The following is a 24039-nucleotide window of genomic DNA, read 5'->3' on the forward strand; positions in this document are numbered from 1 at the left end:
CAGTGAAATGAGATGCGCGTTGCAGTTGTGCCGCACGCGCGAGAACACGCCGGGAACACCGGCCGTGCCTTGTATGTTGCACGGTGGTGTTCCCGAATGGAGCATGCTTGATAAAGAACCGGAAGTGGTTCAGCCCGCGGCGCGCTTCTTGCCGAAGTAGTGGTTGTAGGCCATGCGCCTGTTGTTGTTTGTATCCATGTCCCAGGACAGGGCGCGTTGCGCGAAGGCGCGCTGGGATTTCTCGATTTCATCGAACAGCGGGTTGGTCTTGGCCTTTTCCGCGACGATCTTGTCCCAGACGACCAGTTGCTGCTGCAGGATGGAGTCGGGCGTCTTGTAGAAGCGCACGCCGTCTTCCTTCAGGCGGATGTAGTCCTGCGAGTAGCGGTCCACGGCCTTCCAGGACATATCGGCGGACGAGGCTTCGACGGCGTTGTCGATGATGGCCTTGAGCTGCGTTGGCAGCGCGTTGTACTTGTCCTTGTTGAAAATGATCTCGAAGGTTTCCGACGATTGGTGGAAGCTTTGCAGCATGCACACCTTGGATACGTCGGTGAAGCCCAGCGCGCGGTCCGAGGACGCATTGTTGAACTCGGCGCCGTCGAGCAGGCCGCGGTCCAGGGCCGGCACGATTTCTCCGCCGGGAAGCGCGTTCACGGCTGCGCCCATTTCGGTGAACAGGTCGATGGCCAGGCCGTTGGTGCGGAACTTGAGGCCCTTCAGATCCTCAGGCTTGGTGATGGGGTTCTTGAACCAGCCGAAGGGCTGGGTGGGCATGGGGCCGCTGAGGAAGGAAACCACGTTGCCGCCGATGGACTCGTAGAGTTTGGCCAGCAATTCCTTGCCGCCGCCGTATTTGTGCCAGGCTAGGATCTGGTTGGCGTCCATGCCGAAGGCAGGGCCGGAGGAGAACAGAGCCAGGGCGTTCTGCTTGCCGTAGTTGTAGCCCAGCACGCCGTGGCCGCCATCCAGGGTTCCCTTGGACACCGCGTCCAGCAGGCCGAAGGCGGGAACGACCGCGCCGGCGGGCAGGACTTCGATGCGCAGCTCGCCGCCAGTCATATCGTTGATCTTCTTGGCGAAATCGAGCGCGAATTCGTGGAAGATGTCGACGGTGGGCCAAGTGCTCTGGAAACGGAAGTTCGTTTGCGTCTGGGCCTTGGCGATGGCGGGAAAAGCAAGTGAAGCGGCAGCAGCGGTACCTGCTGCAGCACCGCCAAGGAATTTCCGGCGCGATACGGCGGAAGTGGTATTGGTCGTGGTGCTGTTATCTACCCTTTTTTTCATGGGGTGTCTCCTGGATGAGAAGGGTGTCTTCTGTGGTTTGTTGTGTTGTTGTAGCAAACTGAAGCATTGTTCAATCGCCACGACATTTATAGGGGAATGGCAGGAGGGCGTCAATCCTGATCAGGGATAACCGCGCCATTGAAATATCAGGGAAAACCAGAGATTTAAGGGTAATCGCTAAGCGGACTCCCGCCGCGGAGGACCGGCGGCGGGAAGCGGGAAGAGATGCCGGGGTGTCCGGTCAAGGGAGGGAGGGGGATTCCAGCGCTTCCAGCTGCGTCTGCAGGTCCAGCCAGCGCTCTTCCAGTTCGTCCAGCGATTTCCGCGCGTTGCCGTGCGCGGCCATGGTGTCCTGGCGTTCTTCGCGGCGCGCGTCGGAGTACAAAGCAGGATCGGCGATGCGCGCGTCCAGGTCTCGCAGTTCGGCGCGCAGGGCATCCATCTTTTTTTCTATCTGGGACAGCTCTTTTTCGATGGGCTTCTTCAGCGCGGAAAGGCGCTGGCGCTCCTCGGCTTCCTGGCGGCGCTGCGCCTTGCGGTCGACCGTGCCGGAGGAAGACGCGGCTTCCGACTGGCGGGCTTCCGTGCGCTGGTCAGCCGCGCGCTGCAGCAGCCAGGCGCGGTAGTCCTCCAGATCGCCGTCGAACTCTGTCACGCCGCCGTCGGCCACGATCCAGAAATCGTCGACTGTCGTGCGCAGCAGGTGCCTGTCGTGGGAAACCAGCAGCACACTGCCGGGAAACTCGGCCAGCGCGGTGGCGAGCGCTTCGCGCGTGTCCACGTCGAGGTGATTGCTGGGCTCGTCCAGCAGCAGCAGATTGGGCTTCTGCCAGACGATCAGCGCCAGCGCGAGCCTGGCCTTTTCGCCGCCCGACATGGGCGCAATCTTGCCGGTGACGGCGTCTCCGCCGAAACCGAATCCGCCCAGGTAGTTTCGCAGCTCTTGTTCCCTGGCCTGGGGCGCGATTCTTGCGAGATGTTGCAGCGGCGTGGCTTCCAGGTCCAGCATGTCCAACTGGTGCTGGGCGAAATAGCCGACTTCCAGTCCGCGCGATGCCTTGCGCTCGCCTGCCAGCGGCGCAAGCTCTCCCGCCAGCGTTTTGATGAGAGTGCTCTTGCCGGCGCCGTTCACGCCCAGGATACCGATGCGGCTGCCGCCGCGCACCATCAGCTTCACGTCGCGCAGTATGGGGATGTCCCCGCCGTCCTCGGTGCGGTAGCCGGTGCGGACCTCGTCCAGGACCAGCAGGGGATCCGGCATGCTGAGCGGTTCGGGAATATGGATGTCGATGCCGGACTCCGCATGCAGCGGCGCCAGCTTTTCCATGCGGGCCAGCGCCTTGACGCGGCTTTGCGCCTGCTTGGCCTTGGTGGCCTTGGCCTTGAAGCGGTCGATGAAGCTTTGCAGGCGGGCGGTCTCGCGGGTCTGGCGTTCCCATGCCAGCTTCGTCTGGCGCAGGCGCTCGGCGCGCTGGGTCAGGAACGAAGTGTAGTCGCCCTTGTAGGAGACCAGCCTGGCGTGGTCGAAGTGCAGGATGGATCTGGCGACGCTGTCCAGGAATTCCGTATCGTGCGAGATCAGCATGACGGTGCCCTGGTAGGCGGCGATCCAGCGCTCCAGCCACAGCATGGCATCGAGGTCCAGGTGGTTGGTGGGCTCGTCGAGTAGCAGCAGTTCCGACGGCGCCATCAGGGCGCGAGCCAGAGCCAGGCGCATGCGCCAGCCGCCCGAGAACTGGTTGACGGGCAACTGCCATTGCTCGGGAGCGAAGCCCAGGCCGGCCAGCAATTGCTCCGCGCGCGAATGCGCGCTCCAGGCCTGCGCTTCCACCAGCGCGGCTTCCAGCTCGGCGATGCGGTGGCCGTCGGCGGGATCCAGCGCGGCGCGCTGAGCCTGCAGCCGGCGCAGATGCACATCGCCGTCTATGACGAATTCGCGCGCGGGCTGCGCATCGTGCGCCACGTCCTGCTCCACGCTGGCGATGCGCCAGCCGGAGGGAATGCTCAAAGTGCCGGCATCTGCGTCCAGTTCGCCCTTGAGCAGGGAGAACAGCGTGGATTTGCCCGCGCCGTTCTTGCCGACGATGCCGACGCGTTCTCCCGGATTGACGACGAAGTCCGTATTTTCCAGCAGGACTTTCACGCCCCTGCGCAGGCCGAGGTTGGTGGCGCGTATCACGTCAGCAACTGCGATTTGTTGAGCAGGACGATCTGGTCCTCGGCCTCGGCGGTGCTGAGCCAGATCGGGTCCAGGTCGGGGAAGGCCGCCAGGAAGTTGTCGTATTCGTTGCCGATCTCCAGGATCAGCAGGCCGTCGTCGGCCATGTAGGCCGGAGCCTGTTCCAGGATGCGCCGCACCAGGTCCATGCCGTCTTCGCCGCCGGCGAGCGCCAGGTCGGGCTCGGCCATATACTCAGCCGGCAAGACATGCATGGAGTTCGCGTTGACGTAGGGCGGATTGCAGAGGATCAGGGAATAGTCGCAGGGCGGCAGGTTGTCGAACAGGTCGCTCTGGTGGGCGGAGACGCGGCCTTGCAGGCCGTGCAGGGCGATGTTCTGCGCGGTGACCTCGAGCGCCGCCTCGGAAATGTCGACGGCATCGACCAGCGCGTTCTCGAACGCGTAGGCGGCCAGTATGGCCAGGCAGCCCGAGCCCGTGCACATGTCGAGCACCGTGACGACGGATTCCGGGTCGGCGACCCAGGGCGTCAGGCCTTCGGACAGGAGCTCCGCGATGGGCGAGCGCGGTACGATGACGTTTTCATTGACGATGAAGCGCTGCCCCTGCAGCCAGGCTTCGCCCGTCAGGTAGGCCGCGGGCTTGCGCTCGGAGATGCGGCGTCCGATCAGGTCGAGGAACTGCTTGCGTTCTTCCGGCAGCACTCGTGCGTCCAGGAATGGATCCAGCGTATCCAGCGGCAGATTCAGCGTGTGTAGCAGCAGGTAGACGGCCTCGTCCCAGGCATTGTCGCTGCCATGGCCGAAGACCAGCTCGGCGGCCCGGAAGCGGCTGACGGCGTAGCGCAGAAGATCGCGTACGGTGAGAAGATCCCGGTAGGCGGTGGCGTGCATGCGGTTCCTGTAGGTTATGTGTCGCAGGCTCAGGCTGGATCGGGCAGCAGCAGCTCGAGCGTGCGGCGGTAAATGTGTTTCAGCGGCTCCATGTCGGCCAGGCGGATGCTTTCATTGGCCTGGTGGATGCTGGCGTTGATGGGCCCGAACTCTATCACCTGGGGGCAGATGGCGGCAATGAAACGGCCGTCCGAAGTGCCGCCCGTCGTGGATAACGTGGTTTCCAGGCCTGTTTCTTCGCGGATGGCGGCGGAAAGCGCCTGGCTGAGCCGGCCCCTGGGCGTGAGAAAGGGCTTGCCGCCCAGCGTCCAGTCCAGGGTGAAGCGCAGGCCATGGCGGCGCAGGATGGTTTCGACGCGCTCGCGCAACTGCTGTTCGGTGCTGGCGGTGGAAAAGCGGAAGTTGAATTCCATTCTCAGCTCTCCCGGCACGACATTGGTGGCGCCGGTGCCGGCGTGGATGTTGGACACCTGGAAGGTGGTGGGCGGAAAGTACTCGTTGCCTTCGTCCCAGCGTTCCTGCGCCAGCTCCTGCAGCGCGGGAGCGAGCAGGTGGATGGGATTGGCGGCCAGGTGAGGGTAGGCGACGTGTCCCTGCTTGCCCTCCACGCGCAGCGAGCCCGACAGCGAGCCGCGCCTGCCGTTCTTGAGCATGTCTCCCAGCCGGTCGACCGACGTGGGCTCTCCGACAATGCAGTAGTCGGGCAATTCTCCGCGCGCTTCCAGCGCGCGGCAGACCTGCACCGTGCCATCGTGCGCCGGGCCTTCTTCGTCCGAAGTGATCAGCAGGGCGATCGAACCTGTATGGGCCGGATGGTCGCGCACGAAATCCTGCACCGCGGCCAGGAATGCCGCGATCGAGGATTTCATATCCGCCGCGCCGCGGCCGTACAGGTGGCCGTCGCGCTCCGTCGGCGTGAATGGATCGCTGAGCCAGTGTTCCGCCGGGCCGGGAGGCACGACATCGGTATGCCCGGCAAAGACGAACAGGGGGGCGGCGTCGCCGCGCCTGGCCCAGAGATTACTGACATTGCCGTGCGGCATGGCTTCGCAGCGAAAGCCCAGCGCGGACAACTGTCCGACCAGGTAGTCCTGGCAGCCTTTGTCGTCCGGGGTGACGGATGCCAGGCGGATCAGTGCTTCGGCGTGGCTGCGTACGCTGGTCCGGGCGGTGCTCATGTGCGCAGCAGTTCGTTGATGCTGGTCTTGGCGCGGGTCTTGGCGTCGACGCGCTTGACGATGACCGCGCAGGCCAGGCTGTAGCTGCCGTCGGCGGAGGGCAGGGAGCCGGGTACGACGACCGAGCCCGACGGAACCCGGCCGTAGGTGATTTCTCCGGTGGCACGGTCGTAGATGCGCGTGCTTTGTGAAAGGAATACTCCCATGGCCAGCACCGAGTTTTCCTCGACGATGACGCCCTCGACGACTTCCGAGCGCGCGCCGATGAAGCAGTTGTCCTCGATGATGGTGGGGTTGGCCTGCAGCGGCTCCAGCACGCCGCCGATGCCGACGCCGCCCGACAGGTGGACGTTTTTGCCGATCTGGGCGCAGGAGCCCACGGTGGCCCAGGTGTCGATCATGGCGCCTTCGTCGACATAGGCGCCGATATTGACGTAGGACGGCATCAGCACGACGTTCCTGGCGATGTAGGAGCCGCGGCGCGCGACGGCGGGCGGCGCCACGCGGAATCCTCGGGAGGCGAAGTCCTGCTCGGTGTAGTCCTGGAATTTGAGAGGCACCTTGTCATAGTATTGCAGGGGCGCCTGGCCCATGACCTGGCTGGACTCGAAAAGAAACGACAGCAGGACGGCTTTCTTCATCCATTCGTGGGTGACCCAGGCGCCATCGATCTTCTCCGCGACGCGGCTGGCGCCGCTGTCCAGGGCGGAGATGACAGTATCGACGGCAGCCTGCCATTGGGGGGCGTCAGCGTGCGCGCGGAGCTGGGCACGGTTTTCCCACGCCTGTTCGATGAGTGCCTGAGTTGCTTGCATGATGTCCTGTGTCTTCGGTTGTGCAGCCGGACACAGGAAGGGCGCTTGTGTCGGCGCGCCCTGCGACCGACCGGCGGCGGGCCGTGGGCCCTGCCGTGCAGTGGAAAGGATGATGTGCCTGGTGCGAACGGAGAGACTCGAACTCTCACACCTTTCGGCGCCAGAACCTAAATCTGGTGCGTCTACCAATTCCGCCACGTTCGCAAAGGCAAGCCGGTAATTATAGCGTGAGTTTGTCACGCATGCCCATGCCTAGCCGCCCAGGTACGCCTTCTGCACGTCCGGATGGCCCAGCAGGCTGGCGCCTGTGCCTTCCAGCACGATGCTGCCGGTTTCCAGCACGTAGGCGTAGTCGGAAATGCGCAACGCCTGGCGCACGTTCTGTTCCACCAGGAAGATCGTCAGCCCCTGCTGGTTGATCTCGCGCAGGATGCGGAAGATGTCCTGGACGATGATGGGCGCCAGGCCCATGGAGGGCTCGTCCAGCAGCAGCACCTTGGGCTTTGCCATCAGGGCGCGGCCGATGGCCAGCATCTGCTGTTCGCCGCCCGACAGGTTGCCCGCCAGCCCGTCGGCGCGTTCGCGCAGCCGGGGGAACAGGGCGAACACCTTTTCCAGCTCGTCGGCGCGTTCGGCGCGGTCGTGCCGGGTGTAGGCGCCCAGTTCCAGGTTTTCGCGCACGGTCAGGCGCGTCAGGGTGGCGCGGCCTTCGGCCACCTGCACCACGCCGCGCTTGACGATCTTGTGCGGAGCAAGTCCGGTGATGCTGTCGCCCTGGAAAGCGATGGCGCCCGATTGCGCCTTGACCAGCCCCGACAGGGCCAGCAGCGTGGTGGACTTGCCCGCGCCGTTGGCGCCGACCAGCGTGGTGACGGCGCCTTCCTTCAGAGCAAAGCTGATGCCCTTGACGGCATGGATGTGCCCGTAGGATACGTGCAGGTTGTCGACGCGCAGCAGCGGCTGCGCACCCGGTTGCGTCTGGGCTTGCATTTGCGGCGGCACCTTTGCTTGCGCCTGCAGCAGTTCGGGTGTTGTGTTCATGCCGTGGCTCCGTCCTGTGGCTGCGCGGATGCGCCAGCGGGTTGTGTCTGAGCCTGCGCGATGTCATCGTCGTCGTCGCGGCCCAGATAGGCCTCGATGACCTGCGGGTTGGTGCGGATGTGTTCTGCGTCGCCCTGCGCGATGATGCGCCCGAAATTCAGCACGGCGATGTCCTGGCACAAGCCCATGACGAAGGGCATGTCGTGTTCGATCATGAAGATGGCGTAGCCGCGCTCGGCGATGCGCTGGATGTCCTGCATCAGGTCCTGCTTTTCGCCGCTGTTCATGCCGGCCACAGGTTCGTCCAGCAGCAGCAGGCGCGGATCGGTGGCAAGGGCGCGGGCCAGTTCCAGCTTGCGCTGCTCGCCATACGACAGGTGGTCGGCCAACAGGTGCGCCTTGTCTTCCAGGCGCACCCAGGACAGCAGTTCCAGGGCGCGCGCGCGGCCGCGCTTTTCTTCGCGGCGGAAAGCGCTGCCCACCCACAGGGAGCTGACGGCGGGGTAGTCCAGGCGCGAGTGCAGGCCGATCATGACGTTTTCCAGCAGCGTCATTTCCTTGAACAGGCGGATGTTCTGGAACGTGCGGGCGATGCCCAGCCGCGTGATGTCGTGCGGCTTCATGCCGGCCAGGTCGCGCCCGTCAAAGCGGATGGCGCCGCCCGATGGCGGCAGCAGGCCGGTGATCAGGTTGAAAACGGTGGTTTTGCCCGCGCCGTTGGGGCCGATCAGCCCGAAGATGCCCTGGCCGGGAATGGCCAGGCTGACGTCCTGCAGCACATGCAGGCCGCCGAAGCTGCGCGAGACGTTTTCCAGGGCCAGCACGTTGCCGGCTTGTGGTTGATGCGCTTGGGTCATGTCTTGCCCCCCTTGGCGCGGAACCAGCCGCGCATTCGGGCGGGATCCCACAGCCCCTTGGGCAGGAACAGCACCACCAGCACCAGGATCAGGCCGTTGGCCACCAGGCGGAAGTCCTGGAACACGCGCAGCACTTCGGGCAGCAGCGTCAGCACGACCGCGCCCAGCACCGGGCCGGTCAGGCCGTTGATGCCGCCGAAGATCGCCATGGTCAGGATCTCGACGCCACGGTCGAAGCCGAACTCATTGGGGCCGATGAAGAACGTCAGGTGTGCGTTCAGCACGCCGGCCAGGCCGGCGATGGCGGCGCCCAGCACGAAGGCCAGCGTCTTGTGCGCATTGATGTCGATGCCCATCAGGCTGGCGGCGGTTTCGTCTTCGCGGATGGCGTCGAAGGCGCGGCCGATGCGCGAGCGCCGAAAGCGCCACAGCAGCAGCAGGACCAGCACCAGCGCCAGCACGATGTGCCAGGGCTGCGTCAGTTGCGGGATGCCGTTCAGGCCCAGCGCGCCGCCCGTCAGGGGTTCGGCGTTGAGCATGACGATGCGCACCACTTCGCCGAAGGCCAGCGTGGCCATGGCCAGGTACACGCCGGACAGCCGCAGCAGCGGACGGCCCATGATGAAGGCCACCAGCGCCGGCAGCGCCATGGCGGCGGCGATCGCCAGGCCGAACGGAACGTCGTGGTCAAGGGTAAGGATGGCGCCGGTATAGGCGCCGATGCTCATGAAGGCGGCGTTGGCCAGGGTCAGCATGCCGCATGACAGCGTCAGGTAGATGGACAGGGCCAGCAGGGAATTCGTGCCCAGCGTGAGCACGAGATTGCTGTAGATGGCCCAGAAATTTTCCAGGTTTTCCATGATCAGACCTTGCGCTCCTGCGAAACGCCGAACAGGCCTGTGGGCCGGAACAGCAGGGCCAGGAACAGCAGGCCGAAGGCGACGGCGTCGCGCGAGCTGGAGCCGATGTAGGCGACCGACAGTACTTCCGCAAAGCCCAGGAACAGCCCGCCCAGCATGGCGCCGCGAATGTCGCCCATGCCGCCCAGGATGATGACGGCGATGCCCTTGTGCAGGATGGGCTGGCCCATCAGCGGGAACACGGCATTGGAGTACAGGCCGATCAGCACGCCGGCCACGCCGCCCAGGCCGGCGGCCAGGAACGACACGGTGTAGAACAGCCCTTCGACGTTGATGCCCAGCAGGTGGGCGGCGCGCGGCGATTCGGCAATGGCGCGCAGGGCGCGGCCCAACTGGGTTTTCTTGATGGTGAACATCAGCACCGCCATCAGCGCGAGCGACAGCAGGATGATGCCCAGCTCGACCACGGTGATGTGCAGGTTCCAGAAGTTCAATACCGTATCGGCCACGGCATTTTCGGGGAAACGCTTGTTCTCCGCGCCGAAAATGCCTTGCGCGGAATTGTTCAGGATGATGGCCACGCCGATGGTGGCGATCATCGGAATCAGGTGTGGCGCGTTGCGCGCGCGCAGCGGCTTCAGGACCAGGACGTCGATCAGCAGGCCGACGCTTCCCGCCACCAGGAAGGCCAGCGTCAGCGCGGCCCATATGGGCGCATCGAACTGGGTGATGATTTCAATGGCGGCGTACGCGCCCACCATGAAGACGGCGCCATGGGATAGATTGATGACGCCCAGCACGCCGAAGATCAGCGTGAATCCCAGGGCGAACAGCGCATACACGCTGCCCAGCGCCAGGGCGTTGAAAAGCTGTTGTTCAAGCACTTCCGGTTCCTTTCTGCCTGTGTGCGCGCGGCGGGAATCGTCCCGCCGCGCGGGTCATCGCTTATTGCGTGATGACGAACTTGCCGTCCTGGGCAATGCTGATGATGGGCGTTTGCTGCGCGTCGTAGCCGGCGGGCTTGCCGCGCTTGTCTTCGGCGCGACGGAAGGCGAAGTCGCCCGTGGCGCCCTTTTGGCTGACCTGGGTCAGCGCATCGCGCAGGGCGGTGCGGTCGGCGGCCAGGTTATCGGTCATCTTGGTGTTTTTCAATGCCTGGGCGACGATGTTCATGGCGTCGTAGGACTGCGCTGCGAACTGGTCGGGCATGGCGTTGAAGCGTGCCTTGTAGGTGTCGATGAAGTGAGTGTTTTCCGGCGTGGCGCTGCTGGCCGACCACGGGCTGCCCACGTACAGGCCATCGGCCTTTTCCTTGGCGATGTCGAACACCTTGACCGAGTTCATGCCGTTGCCGCCGATGAAGGGCACGTCGATGCCCAACTGGCGGGCCTGCACCATGATGGGCGCGCCTTCGGCCAGCAGGGCCGACAGCACGACGGCGTCGGGGTTGCCGGCCTTGATCTTGGTCAGTTGCGCCTTGAAATCCACGTCGCCCTTGGCGAAGGTTTCGGTGGTGGTGACGGACAGGTTCAGGGCTTCGATGGCCTTCTTGAAGTTGTCGTAGCCGCTCTTGGTGAAGACGTCGTCGCTGCCGTACAGCACGGCCACCTTCTTGATGCCGGCCTTGGCGATGGCGGTCTGCAGGGTGACGGGCAGAACGTCGGCTTCCGTAACCGAGTTGCGGAAGATGTAGTCGCCGATGGCGGTGATGCCGTCGGCCGTGGTGGACGTGCCGAAGCCTACGATCTTGGCGCCCTGCGCGATGGGGAAGGCGGCCTGGGCGGAATTCGACAGGGTCGGGCCGAAGATCATCAGCACCTTGTCCTGGAAGATCAGTTTCTTGAAGACATTGATGGCTTCTTCCTTTTTGCCCTGTTCGTCTTCGATGACCAGCACGATCTTGTCGCCGTTGATGCCGCCCTTGGCGTTGATCTCGTCGGCGGCGGTCTGGAAGCCGTTGCGGATGGAGGCGCCGTATTGCGCGGCGCCGCCGGACAAGGCGGCGGCGATGCCGATCTTGATGTCGGCGGCCTGGGCCAGGCCGGCGGCGCCAGCCAGGGCGGCGGCCAGCAGCGTGCGCGAGAGCGCTTTGTGCGATGTGTTCATGGAAGGGCTCCTTTTATGGAATGGTCGAAACGTGTCGTTGTTGTGGAAATGCGGGCTGCCTGGACGGGCGATGTGTCTGGAGGATCCGGGCCGAATGTGTCGTATGCGGTATCGAAGAATATCAGGATGCGGATGCGGCGGGTGGCGCCAGGCCGTGTGCGGCGGCGGCCATGTTGGGGGTTCCCGACAGCTTCATGGCCAGCCGCAGTTCGCCGGTCAGGATGTCGAGCGCCTGGCGGGCGCCCGCCTCGCCGCCGGCGGCCGCGCCGAACAGGGCGGCGCGCCCGATGCAGACGGCCTGCGCGCCCAGCATGCGCGCCTTCAGGGCGTCGACGCCGCGGCGCACGCCGGAATCGAGCAGCAGCGGCACGCGGCCATCGATGGCCCGGGCGATGCCCGGCAGCGCCTGCAGCGTCGGCAGCGCGCCGTCGAGCTGGCGGCCGCCGTGGTTCGACACCCAGATGGCGTCGGCGCCCAGGTCGCACAACTGGCGCGCGTCGTCGGGGTGTTCCACCCCCTTGACGATCAGCCGGCCTTTCCACTGGTCGCGCATGCGGCGCAGGTCATCCCACTGGAAGCTGGCGTTCAGGTTCTGGCCGACCTTGGCGGCGATGGTCATGCCGGCGCTGTTGTCGTTGAGCAGGCCGTGCACGTTCTCGAAGTCGGGCATGCCGCCCGACAGCAGGCGCAGCGCCCAGTCGGGGTGAGCGATGCCGGCCAGCACGTGCCGCAGGCTGGGGCGGATGGGCACGGAGATGCCGTTGCGCAGGTCTTTTTCGCGTTTGCCCCCTGCGGGCAGGTCGACGGTGACGACCAGGGCCTCGTAGCCCGCGGCGGCGGCGCGGTCGATGAGCTTGCGGCAGAAATCCATGTCGCGCAGCACGTATAGCTGGAACCACAGCCGGCCGCCCACGTCGCTGGCCATGCGTTCGATACTGACGGTGGCCATGGTGGACAGGGTATAGGGAATGCCGCAATCGCGCGCGGCGCGGGCGATTGCCAGGTCCGCGCCGGGCCAGGCCAGGGCGCAGGCGCCCATGGGGGCGATGACGAACGGCGCGTCCGCCGGCTGGCCGACGATGCTGGTGGCAAGGTCGGGCTGGTCGACGTCGACCAGGATGCGCGGCACGATGCGTACCTGTTCGAAGGCGTCGCGGTTGCCGCGCAGCGTGAGTTCGTCTTCCGCCCCGCCGTCGATGAAATCGAAGACGGATTTGGGCAGGCGCCGCCGTGCCAGGGCGCGCAGGTCCGAGATGGACAGCGCCCGGCTTGCCGCGCGCGGATAACAAGCGATCAAGACGTTTCCCCGATATTATTTTCTGGATGCAAGGGAGAGATTCTAGATCAGGCGGAGGCGGAATGCTACGCGCGACGTGCGATCACGCGCCAAAGCGCAAGCCTTGGCCTGCAGGCCACGAGGCGGGCCACGAAGTGGTTGGGCCGGAGTGCTTCACAGGGGGTTTGCGGCGGCTTGCAGCGTGATTTCCACTTTCCGGTAAAATATACGGTTTACTGCTTACTCACTCATAACTCGATAGGTACCGAATGCAGCCCGTGGTTGAAACTCTGTCCGGCCTGGAGCGCCGTGTCGATCTGGTCATTTCGCTGGCCGACATTGAAAAAGAAGTCCAGGCGCAACTGAAGAAGATTGCCCGCACCGCCAAGATCCAGGGCTTCCGTCCGGGCAAGGCGCCTCTGTCGCTCATCGAGCGCTCGCACGGCCCCGGCGCCCGCTACGACGCCATCAACGCCCAGGTGGGCCGCCGCTTCGACGAAGTGATCGAAGGCGCCAAGCTGCGCGTTGCCGGCGCTCCCAATCTCGAACCCAAGACCGAAGGCGTCGAGGAAGGCTCCCTGGCCTTCACGGCCACCTTCGAAGTCTATCCCGAAGTCGCCGTGCCGGAACTCGGCGCGCTGGAAATCAAGCGCACGGTCATCGAAGTGGCCGACGAAAACGTGCAGAAGACGCTCGACGTCCTGCGCAAGCAGCGCGCCAGCTACGAGGCCCGCGAAGGCCGCGCGGCCCAGGATGACGACCGCGTCACGCTGGACTTCAAGGGCACCATCGACGGCGTGGCCTTCGACGGCGGTTCCGCGGAAGACTTCCCCTTCGTGCTGGGCCAGGGCCGCATGCTGCCCGAGTTCGAGGATGCCGCTCGCGGCATGAAGGCCGGCGAAAGCAAGACCTTCCCGCTGACGTTCCCCGAAAACTATGGCAGCGCGACCGTTGCCGGCAAGACGGCGGAATTCGCGATCACGATCAAGGAAGTGGCTGAGGCCGTCCTGCCCGAGGTCGACGCCGAGTTCGCCAAGTCGCTGGGTCAGGCCGAAGGCGACGTGGAAAAGCTGATCGCCGAGATCCGCGCCAACATCGAGCGCGAAGTCAAGGCGCGCGCCCAGGCCCGCACCAAGGCGGCCGTCATGGACGCGCTGGCGCAGGCCAGCTCGTTCGATCTGCCCAAGGCGCTGGTCGCAAGCGATGTCCAGGACCGCACGGTTGCCGCCCGCGAAGAACTCAAGCAGCGCGGCATGCCCAACGCCGACACGGTCGAGCTGCCGGAAGACCTGTTCCGCGCCGAGTCCGAGCGCCGCGTGCGCCTGGGCCTGCTGGTCAGCGAGTTGGTCAAGCAAGCCGACCTGCGCGCCAAGCCCGAGCAGGTCCGCGCCCGCATCGAGGAGTTCGCGCAGAGCTACGAGCAGCCTGCCCAAGTCGTGGCATACTATCTGGCGGATCGCCAGCGCCGTGCCGAGATCGAAGCCATCGTGCTGGAAGACAATGTCGTCGAGCATGTCCTGTCCAAGGCCAAGGTTACCGACGACAATGTAGGCTTCGACGAATTGATGGGAACCAACTAATGTCGTCGCAATTCATCGATTTCTACGCTTCGCTGCATGGCGGCGAAGCGGTCACGCCATCCGGACTGGGCTACGTGCCTATCGTCGTGGAACAGTCGGGGCGTGGGGAACGCTCCTACGATATCTATTCGCGCCTGCTGCGCGAACGCATCATTTTCTTCGTGGGGCCGGTCAACGATCACTCCGCGAATCTGGTAGTAGCGCAGTTGCTGTTCCTGGAATCGGAGAATCCCGACAAGGAAATCTCGCTGTACCTGAACTCTCCCGGGGGATCGGTGTACGCGGGGCTTGCCATCTACGACACCATGCAGTTCGTCAAGCCTGAGGTCTCCACGCTGTGCACGGGCATCGCGGCCAGCATGGGCGCCTTCCTGCTGGCGGCCGGCGCCAAGGGCAAGCGCTATACGCTGCCCAATTCGCGCATCATGATCCACCAGCCTTCGGGCGGCGCCCAGGGCCAGGCTTCCGATATCCAGATCCAGGCGCGGGAAATCCTCACGCTGCGCGAGCGTCTCAACAGTATTCTTGCCGCGAACACCGGGCAGCCGATCGAGCGTATCGAAGTCGATACCGAGCGCGACAACTTCATGTCCGCCGAAGATGCGGTATCGTACGGTCTGGTCGACAAGATTCTGGTGTCGCGCGCCGACCAGGCGTAAGACAACCTTGTGAAGCCCGTTTGCCGCCGGGCCGCCCCTAGGCAAAAAGCGCCCCCTCGGGGGCAGCAAGCCGAAGGCGCAGCGTGGGGGTATTATTTTTCGCCGGGCCGCCCCTAGGCAAAAGCGCCCCTCGGGGGAGTGCAAGCCCAAGGCGCGGCGCTGGGCATTTTGTTAAAGCACGCGGTTCCCGCGTGCCGTCTCCTTCTGCGAGTCCAAGCTTCCATGTCCGAAAACAAAGGATCATCGAACGAAAAGGTGCTGCACTGCTCGTTCTGCAACAAAAGCCAGCACGAGGTCCGCAAGCTGATTGCCGGGCCGTCGGTATTCATCTGCGACGAGTGCATCTCGCTGTGCAACGACATCATCCTGGAAGAAACACAGGAAGCCGCGCGCGATGCCGTCCGCAACGATCTGCCTACGCCGCAGGAAATCAAGACCTTCCTCGATGGCTATGTCATCGGGCAGGACACGCCCAAGCGCACGCTGGCGGTGGCCGTCTACAACCACTACAAGCGCATCCGCTACGGCGAGGTCAAGGGCGACGACGTTGAACTCTCCAAGAGCAACATCCTGCTGATCGGGCCCACCGGCTCGGGCAAGACGCTGCTGGCGCAAACCCTGGCGCGCATGCTGGACGTGCCTTTCGTCATGGCCGACGCGACCACGCTGACGGAAGCCGGCTATGTCGGCGAGGATGTCGAGAATATCGTCCAGAAGCTGCTGCAGAACTGCAACTACGATGTGGAAAAGGCCCAGCGCGCCATCATCTACATCGACGAGATCGACAAGATATCGCGCAAGTCGGACAACCCGTCCATTACGCGCGACGTATCGGGCGAGGGCGTGCAGCAGGCGCTGCTCAAGCTGATCGAGGGCACGGTGGCGTCCGTGCCTCCCCAGGGCGGGCGCAAGCATCCCAACCAGGACTTCGTTCAGGTGGACACGACCAATATCCTGTTCATCGTGGGCGGCGCATTCGACGGCCTGGAAAAGGTCATCCGCGACCGCACCGAGAAATCCGGCATCGGTTTCTCCGCATCGGTGCGCGCCAAATCGGAGCGCGGCGTGGGCGAGCTGTTCACCGAAGTCGAGCCCGAGGATCTGATCAAGTTCGGCCTGATTCCCGAGCTGGTCGGCCGCCTGCCGGTGATCGCCACGCTGCAGGAGCTGGACGAGGAAACGCTGGTCCGTATCCTGGTCGAGCCCAAGAATTCCCTGATCAAGCAGTTCCAGAAACTGTTTGAAATGGAAAATGTCGAGCTGGATATCCAGCCCGAGGCGCTTTCCGCCGTGGCCCGCAGTGCATTGAAGCGCCGTACGGGCGCGCGCGGCCTGCGTTCGATCGTCGAGCAGGCCCTGCTCGATACGATGTACGAACTGCCTTCTCTCAAGGATGTCAGCAAGGTCATCGTGGACGAGGGCGTCATCACCGAGCGGAAATCCCCCAGCCTGCTGAAGGGGAAGGCTGCGGAAGGCGGCGAGGCCGCCGAGGCGCCGGCCCGGCCGCTGAAGAATGCGGCTGCCTGAGCGGGGAAAGCACAATAACCCTATGATTTGTGTGGGTATGGGTCGCGGGACTTGAATTTCTCGCTATCGTCGCTAGATAAGCTCCAGGTAAACCGATAAAACAAAAAGGAAGCCTTAGTTAGCTTCCTTTTTGTTTCTGGCAGTTCATTTAAAGGAAATTGCTATGGCTGCAAGCCAGACACTCTCTTTGGAGCCCACCGACCTGCCGCTGCTGCCTTTGCGCGATGTGGTGGTGTTCCCTCACATGGTCATCCCGCTGTTCGTCGGGCGCCCGCGCTCGATCAAGGCGCTGGAGCTGGCGATGGAAGCGGGCAACGGCATCATGCTGGTTGCGCAGAAATCCGCCGGCAAGGACGATCCCGCTGCGGACGACCTCTATGAAATCGGCTGCGTGGCCAGCATCCTGCAAATGCTGAAGCTGCCCGACGGTACGGTAAAGGTGCTGGTCGAAGGCGTCCAGCGTGCGCGCATTCAGTCCGTCAAGGAAGAAGACAGCCATTTTTCGGCCGTCGTCGCGGCAATCGCTCCGGAGGAACAGGCGGGCGCTGAATCCGAGGCGCTGCGTCGCGCCGTCGTCACGCAGTTCGAGCAGTACGTCAAGCTCAACAAGAAGATCCCCCAGGAAATCCTGAGTTCGCTGTCCAGCATCGACGATGCGGGCCGGCTGGCCGACACGATTTCCGCCCATCTGCCGCTCAAGCTGGAGCAGAAGCAGAAGATGCTGGAGTGCGTCGAGGTGGTCCAGCGCCTGGAAGCGCTGCTGTCCCAGCTCGAGTCCGAAATCGACATCCTGCAGGTCGAGAAGCGTATTCGCGGCCGCGTCAAGAAGCAGATGGAGAAGAGCCAGCGCGACTACTACCTGAATGAGCAGGTCAAGGCCATCCAGAAGGAACTCGGCGAAGGCGAGGAAGGCGCCGACATTGAAGAGCTCGAGAAGAAGATCGCCGCCGCCCAGATGCCCAAGGAAGCGCTGAAAAAGGCCGAGGCCGAACTCAAGAAGCTCAAGCTGATGTCGCCCATGTCGGCGGAAGCCACGGTCGTGCGCAACTATATCGACACGCTGATCAGCCTGCCGTGGCGCAAGAAGAGCCGTATCAACAACTCGATCTCCAATGCCGAAAACGTGCTCGATGCTGATCACTACGGTCTGGAGAAGGTCAAGGAGCGCATTGTCGAATACCTGGCTGTGCAGCAGCGCGTCGACAAGCTCAAAGCGCCTATCCTGTGCCTGGTCGGGCCTCCCGGCGTGGGCAAGACTTCGCTTGGCCAGTCCATCGCGCGCGCTACGAACCGCAAGTTCGTGCGCATGGCGCTGGGCGGCGTGCGCGACGAGGCCGAGATCCGGGGCCATCGCCGCACCTATATTGGTTCCATGCCGGGCAAGATCCTGCAGAACATGAACAAGGTCGGCGTGCGCAATCCGCTGTTCCTGCTCGATGAAATCGACAAGATGGGCGCGGATTTCCGCGGCGATCCGTCGTCGGCCCTGCTGGAAGTCCTGGATCCGGAACAGAACCACACGTTCCAGGATCACTACGTCGAAGTCGATTTCGACCTGTCCGATGTCATGTTCGTCGCCACCAGCAATACGCTGAACATTCCGCCGGCGCTGCTGGACCGCATGGAAGTCATCCGCCTCTCGGGCTATACCGAGGATGAAAAAGTGCACATCGCGTTCGATCATCTGCTGCCCAAGCTGATGAAGAACAACGGCGTGCGTGAAGGCGAACTGCTGATCGAGGATAGCGCCGTGCGCGATATCGTGCGCTACTACACGCGCGAAGCCGGCGTGCGTGCGCTCGAACGCGAGATCAGCAAGATCTGCCGCAAGGTGGTCAAGCGCCTGCTGGCCGAGAATCCCGAGGCGGTCTCGAAGAGACGGGGCAGCAAGGCGCAGGAGCAGCAAGGGCCTGTGACAACGGTCAAGGTCACGTCGGAGAACCTTAACGATTTCCTGGGCGTGCGCCGCTACAACTTCGGCATGGCTGAAACCGAGAACAAGGTCGGCCAGGTCACGGGACTGGCATGGACGGAGGTCGGCGGCGACTTGCTGACCATCGAAGTGGTGGACATGCCGGGCAAGGGCCTCATCCAGCGCACGGGTTCGCTCGGCGACGTCATGAAGGAGTCGGTGGAACTGGCCCGCACGGTCGTGCGCTCGCGCGCCCAGCAATGGGGCATTGCCAACACGGTGTTCGAGAAGCGCGACCTGCACGTGCACTTCCCCGAGGGTGCAACGCCCAAGGATGGCCCGTCCGCGGGCATCGCCATCACGACGGCCATCGTGTCCGCGCTGACCGGCATCCCCGTGCGGGCCGATGTCGCCATGACGGGCGAGATCACGCTGCGCGGCGAGGTGCTGGCCATCGGCGGCCTGAAGGAAAAACTGCTGGCGGCGCATCGCGGCGGCATCAAGGTCGTGATGATCCCCGAGGAAAACGTCAAGGATCTGGCCGAGATCCCGGACAACGTGAAGAACCAGCTGGAGATCATTCCCGTGCGCTGGATCGATCGCGTCCTGGAAGTCGCCCTGCAGCATATGCCGACGCCGCTGTCCGACGAGGAAGTGGCAAGGCTGGCGGCGGAATCGGTTGCCAGCGCCAAGAAGGCGGAAGACCCGTCTTCGGGCGGCGTGTTCCGGCACTGATCCTTTGCTTGCAGCAGCATGTTCCGCTGAGCGGTAACAAAGAAGCTCCGGCCCTTTCAGGCCGGAGCTTCGTCTTTTTAGCCCCTGTCTTCTCTTCTTTGAGCCGGCCTCTTTCAGGACAGGGGAAGATCAAAGGCAGAACGGCTCTCAGGTTCTGACGGTAACCTTCGCGGAGGCGGCATTTGCCTTGCCGCGCGCTTCCTCGACCGTATCGCCCGCGGCGAGCGCGACGCCCATGCGGCGCTTGACGAAGGATTCTGGCTTGCCGAACAGCCGGATGTCCACGCCGGGCTCGGACAACGCCTGGTCGACATTGCCGAAAGATACCGCCTGCGCATCGACGCCGCCGTAGATGACGCTGCTGGCGCCGGGCCGGCGCAGGCTGACGTGGACGGGCAGGCCGAGCAGGGCGCGGGCATGCAGCACGAATTCACTCTGATCCTGCGAAATCATCGTAACCATGCCGGTATCGTGCGGACGCGGGCTGACCTCGGAAAACCACACCTGGTCCCCGGACACGAACAGCTCCACGCCGAAGACGCCCCATCCGCCCAATGCGTTCGTCACCGCCAGCGCGATTTCCCGGGAGCGGGCCAGCGCCGCGTCGGACATGGGCTGCGGCTGCCAGCTTTCGACGTAGTCGCCGTCCACCTGGCGATGGCCGATGGGGGCGCAGAACTGCGTGACGGTTTCGCCGGCGGTGTTGCGCGAGCGCACGGTCAGCAGGGTGATTTCGTAGTCGAAGTCGATGAAGCCTTCGACAATGATGCGGCCGCTGCCGACGCGGCCGCCTTCCTGGGACAGCTTCCAGGCCGAGGCGACGTCCTGCGGGCCGCGGATGATGGACTGGCCCTTGCCGGACGAGGACATGACGGGCTTGACGACGCAGGGATAGCCGATGCCGTCGTCGATGGCCTCCTGCAGCGCCGCCTGGGTATCGACGAAGCGGTAGGGGGAAGTGGGCAGGCCCAGGGCTTCGGCGGCCAGGCGGCGGATGCCCTCGCGGTTCATGGTCAGGTGCGCCGCCTTGGCGGTAGGCGTGATGCGCGCCGCGCCTTCCTGTTCCAGCTCGACCAGCAGGTCCGTGGCGATGGCTTCGATTTCCGGCACGATGATGTCGGGCTGCTCCATCTCGACGATGCGCCGCAGGGCGTCGCGGTCCGTCATGGAAACCGTATGCGCGCGGTGCGCGACCTGGTGGCCGGGAGCATTGGCGTAGCGGTCTACCGCGATGGTCTCGGCGCCGAGCTGCTGCAAGGCGATGATGACTTCCTTGCCGAGCTCGCCCGAGCCCAGCAGCATGACGCGCACGGCGCGGGGGGACAGGGGAGTTCCCAGGACGGGTGGCTTTGCTGGTGCGGACATTGCGATCCCTGTGCAGGCGATGAAAGGAAAAGGCGGGAAGTGCCGGCAGTTGCCGAGGACCAAAACATATGCCCCGTCATCGAGGCGGGGCATGCGGGGTGATCATGGCCGGGCGCGGCAACTGGAGCGGCCGCGCCCGGCTTTTGCCAGAATTAGGCGATGACCTTGGCGATGGAGTCGGCCACGTAGTCGATGTTCTTGCTGTTCAGCGCGGCTACGCAAATACGGCCGGTGCCGATGGCGTAGATGCCGAACTCTTCGCGCAGGCGCTCGACCTGGGCGGGCGTCAGGCCCGAATACGAGAACATGCCGCGCTGCTTCAGCACGAAGCTGAAATCCTGCGAGATGCCGCGGGCCTTCAGGACGTCGACCAGTTGCTGGCGCATGGCGCGGATGCGCTGGCGCATGGCGCCGAGCTCGTCCGTCCAGATCTGGTAGAGCTCGGGCGAGTTCAGCACGCTGGAAACGATGGCGCCACCGTGCGTCGGGGGATTGGAATAGTTGGTGCGGATGACGCGCTTGAGCTGGCTCAGGACGCGCGCGCTTTCTTCCTTGGAGGAGCAGACCAGCGTCAGGGCGCCGACGCGTTCGCCGTACAGCGAGAACGACTTCGAGAACGACGAGCTGATGAGGACGGTGAGGTCGTTTTGCACGAACAGGCGCACGACGGACGCGTCTTCTTCCACGCCGTCGCCGAAGCCCTGGTAGGCAATGTCGAGGAAGGGCACCAGTTGGCGCTCTTTGACGACCTGGACGATCTGCTGCCATTGCTCGGCGCTGGGATCGACGCCCGTGGGGTTATGGCAGCAGGCGTGCAGCACGACGATGGTGCGCGGCTCGGCGGCCTTCAGCGAGGCCAGCATGCCGTCGAAATCAAGGCCATGGGTCTGCGCATCGTAGTAGGCGTAGGTGTCCACGACGAAGCCGGCGCGCTCGAACAGGGCGCGATGGTTTTCCCAACTGGGGTTGCTGATGAGCACCTTGGCGGCGGGCAGCAACTGCTTCAGGAAGTCGGCGCCGATGCGCAGCGCGCCGGTGCCGCCCAGGGCCTGGGCCGTCAGCGCGCGGCCCGATTCCAGCAGGGGCGAGCCCTTGCCCAGCAGCAGGGTCTGCGCGCCCTTGTTGTAGCCGGCGATGCCTTCGATGGGCAGGTAGCCGCGCGCGGATGCCGCTTCCACCAGGGCCAGCTCGGCCTTGCGTACGGACTCCAGCAGGGGCAGGCGGCCGTTGTCGTCATAGTAGACGCCGACGCCCAGGTTCACTTTATTGGGGCGGGTATCGGCGTTGTACTGCTCGGTCAGGCCAAGAATGGGGTCGCGCGGGGCAAGTTCGACGGAATCGAATAGAGAGCTCATGATGGAGGAGGCGGGGGGAGATGAGGTGTGGAAAGGCAAAATGTGATAATAAGGGGTTCCCCCTACAGGTGTCCAGTATGAAGAATGCGCCAGAGCCTGGTTTTGTGCAGTTCCCCGACAGCCCGTTCCAGTTGTTCCAGCCCTATCCGCCGGCCGGAGACCAGCCCGAGGCCATCGGCAAGCTGACCGAGGGCATCCAGGACGGCCTGATGTACCAGACGCTGCTCGGCGTGACCGGTTCGGGCAAGACGTTCACCATGGCCAATGTCATTGCCCGCACGGGCAGGCCGGCCATCGTGCTGGCGCCGAACAAGACGCTGGCGGCGCAGCTGTATGCCGAAATGCGCGAGTTCTTCCCACGCAATGCCGTCGAATATTTCGTGTCCTACTACGATTATTACCAGCCCGAGGCCTATGTGCCTTCGCGCGACCTGTTCATCGAGAAGGACTCGTCGATCAACGAGCATATCGAGCAGATGCGGCTGTCGGCCACCAAGAGCCTGCTGGAGCGCCGGGATACCGTCATCGTGGGCACCGTGTCGTGCATCTACGGTATCGGCAATCCGGGCGACTACCATGCCATGGTGCTGACGTTGCGCCAGGGCGACAGGATAGGCCGGCAGGAACTGCTGGCGCGGCTGGTTGCCATGCAGTATGAACGCAACGATACCGAGTTCGCCCGGGGTGTGTTCCGCGCGCGCGGCGAAATCGTGGACGTGTTTCCGGCTGAGCATGCGGAGCTGGCGCTGCGCATTACGCTGTTCGACGACGAGATCGAATCTCTGGACATGTTCGATCCGCTGACGGGCAAAGTGCGCCAGCGGCTGCCGCGCTTCACCGTATTCCCCAGTTCCCACTACGTGACGCCCCGCGAAACCGTGCTGCGCGCCATCGAGACCATCAAGCAGGAGTTGCGCGAGCGCCTGGCCGAGCTGGTGGATGCCGGCAAGCTGGTCGAGGCCCAGCGCCTGGAGCAGCGCACCCGCTTCGATCTGGAGATGCTGCAGGAACTGGGCTTCTGCAAGGGCATCGAGAACTATTCGCGCCACCTGTCCGGGGCCGCGGCGGGCGAGCCGCCTCCCACGCTCATCGACTACCTGCCTTCCGACGCGCTGATGTTCATCGACGAGAGCCATGTCACGATAGGGCAGCTCGGCGGCATGTACCGCGGCGACCGCTCGCGCAAGGAAACGCTGGTGCAGTTCGGCTTTCGCCTGCCGTCCGCGCTGGACAACCGGCCCTTGAAGCTGGAGGAGTTCGAACAGCGCATGCGCCAGACGGTCTTCGTGTCGGCGACCCCGTCCAATTACGAGCAGGAGCATGCCGACCAGGTGGTCGAGCAGTTGGTCAGGCCGACCGGACTGGTCGACCCGCGCATCGAGGTGCGCCCGGCCGGCAATCAGGTCGACGACCTGATGGGAGAAATCCACAAGCGCGTGCAGGTGGGCGAGCGAGTGCTGGTGACGACGCTGACCAAGCGCATGGCGGAGGACCTGACCGACTACCTGGCGGAAAACGGGCAGAAGGTCCGCTATCTGCACTCCGACGTGGATACGGTGGAGCGCGTCGAGATCATCCGCGACCTGCGGCTGGGCGTGTTCGACGTGCTGGTGGGCATCAACCTGCTGCGCGAGGGGCTGGATATCCCCGAAGTGTCGCTGGTGGCGATCCTGGATGCCGACAAGGAGGGCTTCCTGCGTTCCGAGCGCAGCCTGATCCAGACCATAGGCCGGGCCGCCCGGAACATCAATGGGCTTGCCATCCTGTATGCCGACCGTGTGACGGATTCCATGCATCGGGCCATCGGGGAGACCCAGCGCCGCCGGGACAAGCAACTGGCGTTCAACGAAACGCACGGCATCGTGGCCCGAGGCGTGAGCAAGGCCGTGCGCGAGCTGATTGATGGCGTGGTCGGCTCCAGCCCGACCCCCAGCGCGGCGGAAGCCTTGCCGCCAGAGCTGCTCAGGGACGAAAAGGCGCTGGCCAGAGAGATCCGGCGCCTGGAAAAAGCCATGCTGGAGCATGCGCGCAACCTGGAGTTCGAGCAGGCCGCCGCGGCCAGGGATGCCTTGCAGCGCCTGAAAGAGCAGGTTTTGATGACCTAGTCTCCATGTCTGTCCGGCAGTGTTGGGAAAGGACAACAGGCTGGCATGGATGTTGCTGCGGGATTTTTGCGCGTCGCCAACGTTCGGCATCGATTTTGCGGTTTGGAGAAATCGGGGTAAGATGGGATCCTGCCTTCGGTCATCACGGGGCAAAAACGGCACAGGGCTTTGCTGCAGTGCACCAGGCACATGTTTTCGGCATTACGCCGGTGGCTGGGCGGCAATGCCAGGGATTCATCTAAGCCTTTAATGTGTTTGCGTTTTCGGGTTTGTCAATCATTGATACGACCCGGAAAAGCGCTTGCCTTC

The 24039-nt window shown here is 64.2% G+C and carries 18 protein-coding genes and 1 tRNA gene; 5 read left to right on the top strand and 14 right to left on the bottom strand.

Annotated elements, in window-relative coordinates; genetic code table 11:
- Positions 1–129: 129 nt before the first annotated feature.
- The 12 genes from EV686_RS09060 to EV686_RS09115 all read right to left on the bottom strand — a co-directional run bounded on the left by EV686_RS09060 (position 130) and on the right by EV686_RS09115 (position 12513).
- Complete coding sequence (locus EV686_RS09060) at positions 130–1287, bottom strand: TRAP transporter substrate-binding protein (protein WP_132475903.1); 1158 nt, start codon at positions 1285–1287, stop codon at positions 130–132.
- Positions 1288–1528: 241 nt separating this feature from the next.
- Positions 1529–3466 (bottom strand): ATP-binding cassette domain-containing protein, encoded by a 1938-nt coding sequence (locus tag EV686_RS09065; protein ID WP_132475906.1) that lies wholly within the window; start codon positions 3464–3466, stop codon positions 1529–1531.
- Complete coding sequence (gene prmB / locus EV686_RS09070) at positions 3463–4359, bottom strand: 50S ribosomal protein L3 N(5)-glutamine methyltransferase (RefSeq protein WP_132475909.1); 897 nt, start codon at positions 4357–4359, stop codon at positions 3463–3465. Before prmB ends, EV686_RS09065 begins: the two co-directional genes overlap by 4 nt.
- Positions 4360–4388: 29 nt before the next feature.
- Complete coding sequence (dapE, locus tag EV686_RS09075; protein ID WP_132475912.1) at positions 4389–5537, bottom strand: succinyl-diaminopimelate desuccinylase; 1149 nt, start codon at positions 5535–5537, stop codon at positions 4389–4391.
- On the bottom strand, positions 5534–6352 hold the full coding sequence (dapD, locus tag EV686_RS09080) for a 2,3,4,5-tetrahydropyridine-2,6-dicarboxylate N-succinyltransferase (protein ID WP_132475916.1): 819 nt from the start codon (positions 6350–6352) through the stop codon (positions 5534–5536). The genes dapE and dapD overlap by 4 nt, the downstream gene beginning before the upstream one ends.
- A 119-nt stretch (positions 6353–6471) precedes the next feature.
- Positions 6472–6556 (bottom strand) — tRNA-Leu (locus EV686_RS09085).
- 48 nt (positions 6557–6604) lie between these two features.
- Entirely contained in the window at positions 6605–7342 is a 738-nt protein-coding gene (locus tag EV686_RS09090; protein ID WP_132476082.1) for an ABC transporter ATP-binding protein, read from the bottom strand.
- A gap of 47 nt (positions 7343–7389) precedes the next feature.
- Positions 7390–8217 (bottom strand): ABC transporter ATP-binding protein, encoded by an 828-nt coding sequence (locus EV686_RS09095; RefSeq protein WP_132476085.1) that lies wholly within the window; start codon positions 8215–8217, stop codon positions 7390–7392.
- A 29-nt stretch (positions 8218–8246) separates the two neighbouring features.
- Positions 8247–9110, bottom strand: coding sequence for a branched-chain amino acid ABC transporter permease (locus EV686_RS09100; RefSeq protein ID WP_132475919.1), 864 nt, complete (start codon positions 9108–9110; stop codon positions 8247–8249).
- Between the two features lie 2 nt (positions 9111–9112).
- Positions 9113–9994, bottom strand: a complete 882-nt coding sequence (locus tag EV686_RS09105; protein WP_132475922.1) for a branched-chain amino acid ABC transporter permease — start codon at positions 9992–9994, stop codon at positions 9113–9115.
- Positions 9995–10055: 61 nt separating this feature from the next.
- A complete protein-coding gene (locus tag EV686_RS09110; protein ID WP_132475925.1) occupies positions 10056–11216 on the bottom strand; it encodes an ABC transporter substrate-binding protein in 1161 nt (386 codons plus the stop codon).
- Between the two features lie 121 nt (positions 11217–11337).
- On the bottom strand, positions 11338–12513 hold the full coding sequence (locus EV686_RS09115) for an alpha-hydroxy acid oxidase (RefSeq protein ID WP_243650811.1): 1176 nt from the start codon (positions 12511–12513) through the stop codon (positions 11338–11340).
- A 248-nt stretch (positions 12514–12761) separates the two neighbouring features.
- Between EV686_RS09115 and tig the strand changes: the two genes are divergently transcribed.
- The 4 genes from tig (at position 12762) to lon (ending at position 18905) form a co-directional block, all read left to right on the top strand.
- Positions 12762–14072, top strand: coding sequence for a trigger factor (gene tig / locus EV686_RS09120; RefSeq protein WP_132475928.1), 1311 nt, complete (start codon positions 12762–12764; stop codon positions 14070–14072).
- Entirely contained in the window at positions 14072–14731 is a 660-nt protein-coding gene (gene clpP / locus EV686_RS09125; protein ID WP_132475931.1) for an ATP-dependent Clp endopeptidase proteolytic subunit ClpP, read from the top strand. Before tig ends, clpP begins: the two co-directional genes overlap by 1 nt.
- Before the next feature lie 222 nt (positions 14732–14953).
- Positions 14954–16258: an ATP-dependent Clp protease ATP-binding subunit ClpX gene (gene clpX / locus EV686_RS09130; RefSeq protein ID WP_132475934.1), complete on the top strand. Its 1305-nt coding sequence runs from the start codon at positions 14954–14956 to the stop codon at positions 16256–16258.
- 163 nt (positions 16259–16421) lie between these two features.
- On the top strand, positions 16422–18905 hold the full coding sequence (lon, locus tag EV686_RS09135; RefSeq protein WP_132475937.1) for an endopeptidase La: 2484 nt from the start codon (positions 16422–16424) through the stop codon (positions 18903–18905).
- Between the two features lie 147 nt (positions 18906–19052).
- Here lon and purT read toward each other — a convergent pair whose 3' ends face one another.
- Both purT and EV686_RS09145 read right to left on the bottom strand, forming a co-directional pair.
- On the bottom strand, positions 19053–20270 hold the full coding sequence (purT, locus tag EV686_RS09140; RefSeq protein ID WP_132475940.1) for a formate-dependent phosphoribosylglycinamide formyltransferase: 1218 nt from the start codon (positions 20268–20270) through the stop codon (positions 19053–19055).
- A 152-nt stretch (positions 20271–20422) separates the two neighbouring features.
- Positions 20423–21625, bottom strand: coding sequence for an amino acid aminotransferase (locus EV686_RS09145; protein ID WP_132475943.1), 1203 nt, complete (start codon positions 21623–21625; stop codon positions 20423–20425).
- Positions 21626–21702: 77 nt separating this feature from the next.
- Here EV686_RS09145 and uvrB point away from each other — a divergent pair, with 77 nt between their 5' ends.
- On the top strand, positions 21703–23730 hold the full coding sequence (gene uvrB, locus EV686_RS09150; RefSeq protein ID WP_132475946.1) for an excinuclease ABC subunit UvrB: 2028 nt from the start codon (positions 21703–21705) through the stop codon (positions 23728–23730).
- Positions 23731–24039 lie beyond the last annotated feature (309 nt).

Source organism: Paracandidimonas soli (genome assembly GCF_004342005.1).
GTDB classification, from domain to species: Bacteria; Pseudomonadota; Gammaproteobacteria; order Burkholderiales; family Burkholderiaceae_B; genus Paracandidimonas; species Paracandidimonas soli.

What these genes read in the sequence shown, in the direction of transcription:
- EV686_RS09090 (WP_132476082.1), bottom strand. Translation starts at nt 7,342, where the DNA reads ATGCAAGCCCAGACGCAACCGGGTGCGCAGCCGCTGCTGCGCGTCGAC.
- clpP (WP_132475931.1), top strand. Translation starts at nt 14,072, where the DNA reads ATGTCGTCGCAATTCATCGATTTCTACGCTTCGCTGCATGGCGGCGAA.
- dapD (WP_132475916.1), bottom strand. Translation starts at nt 6,352, where the DNA reads ATGCAAGCAACTCAGGCACTCATCGAACAGGCGTGGGAAAACCGTGCC.
- lon (WP_132475937.1), top strand. Translation starts at nt 16,422, where the DNA reads ATGGCTGCAAGCCAGACACTCTCTTTGGAGCCCACCGACCTGCCGCTG.
- EV686_RS09110 (WP_132475925.1), bottom strand. Translation starts at nt 11,216, where the DNA reads ATGAACACATCGCACAAAGCGCTCTCGCGCACGCTGCTGGCCGCCGCC.
- uvrB (WP_132475946.1), top strand. Translation starts at nt 21,703, where the DNA reads ATGAAGAATGCGCCAGAGCCTGGTTTTGTGCAGTTCCCCGACAGCCCG.
- clpX (WP_132475934.1), top strand. Translation starts at nt 14,954, where the DNA reads ATGTCCGAAAACAAAGGATCATCGAACGAAAAGGTGCTGCACTGCTCG.
- purT (WP_132475940.1), bottom strand. Translation starts at nt 20,270, where the DNA reads ATGTCCGCACCAGCAAAGCCACCCGTCCTGGGAACTCCCCTGTCCCCC.
- EV686_RS09060 (WP_132475903.1), bottom strand. Translation starts at nt 1,287, where the DNA reads ATGAAAAAAAGGGTAGATAACAGCACCACGACCAATACCACTTCCGCC.
- tig (WP_132475928.1), top strand. Translation starts at nt 12,762, where the DNA reads ATGCAGCCCGTGGTTGAAACTCTGTCCGGCCTGGAGCGCCGTGTCGAT.
- dapE (WP_132475912.1), bottom strand. Translation starts at nt 5,537, where the DNA reads ATGAGCACCGCCCGGACCAGCGTACGCAGCCACGCCGAAGCACTGATC.
- EV686_RS09100 (WP_132475919.1), bottom strand. Translation starts at nt 9,110, where the DNA reads ATGGAAAACCTGGAAAATTTCTGGGCCATCTACAGCAATCTCGTGCTC.
- EV686_RS09145 (WP_132475943.1), bottom strand. Translation starts at nt 21,625, where the DNA reads ATGAGCTCTCTATTCGATTCCGTCGAACTTGCCCCGCGCGACCCCATT.
- prmB (WP_132475909.1), bottom strand. Translation starts at nt 4,359, where the DNA reads ATGCACGCCACCGCCTACCGGGATCTTCTCACCGTACGCGATCTTCTG.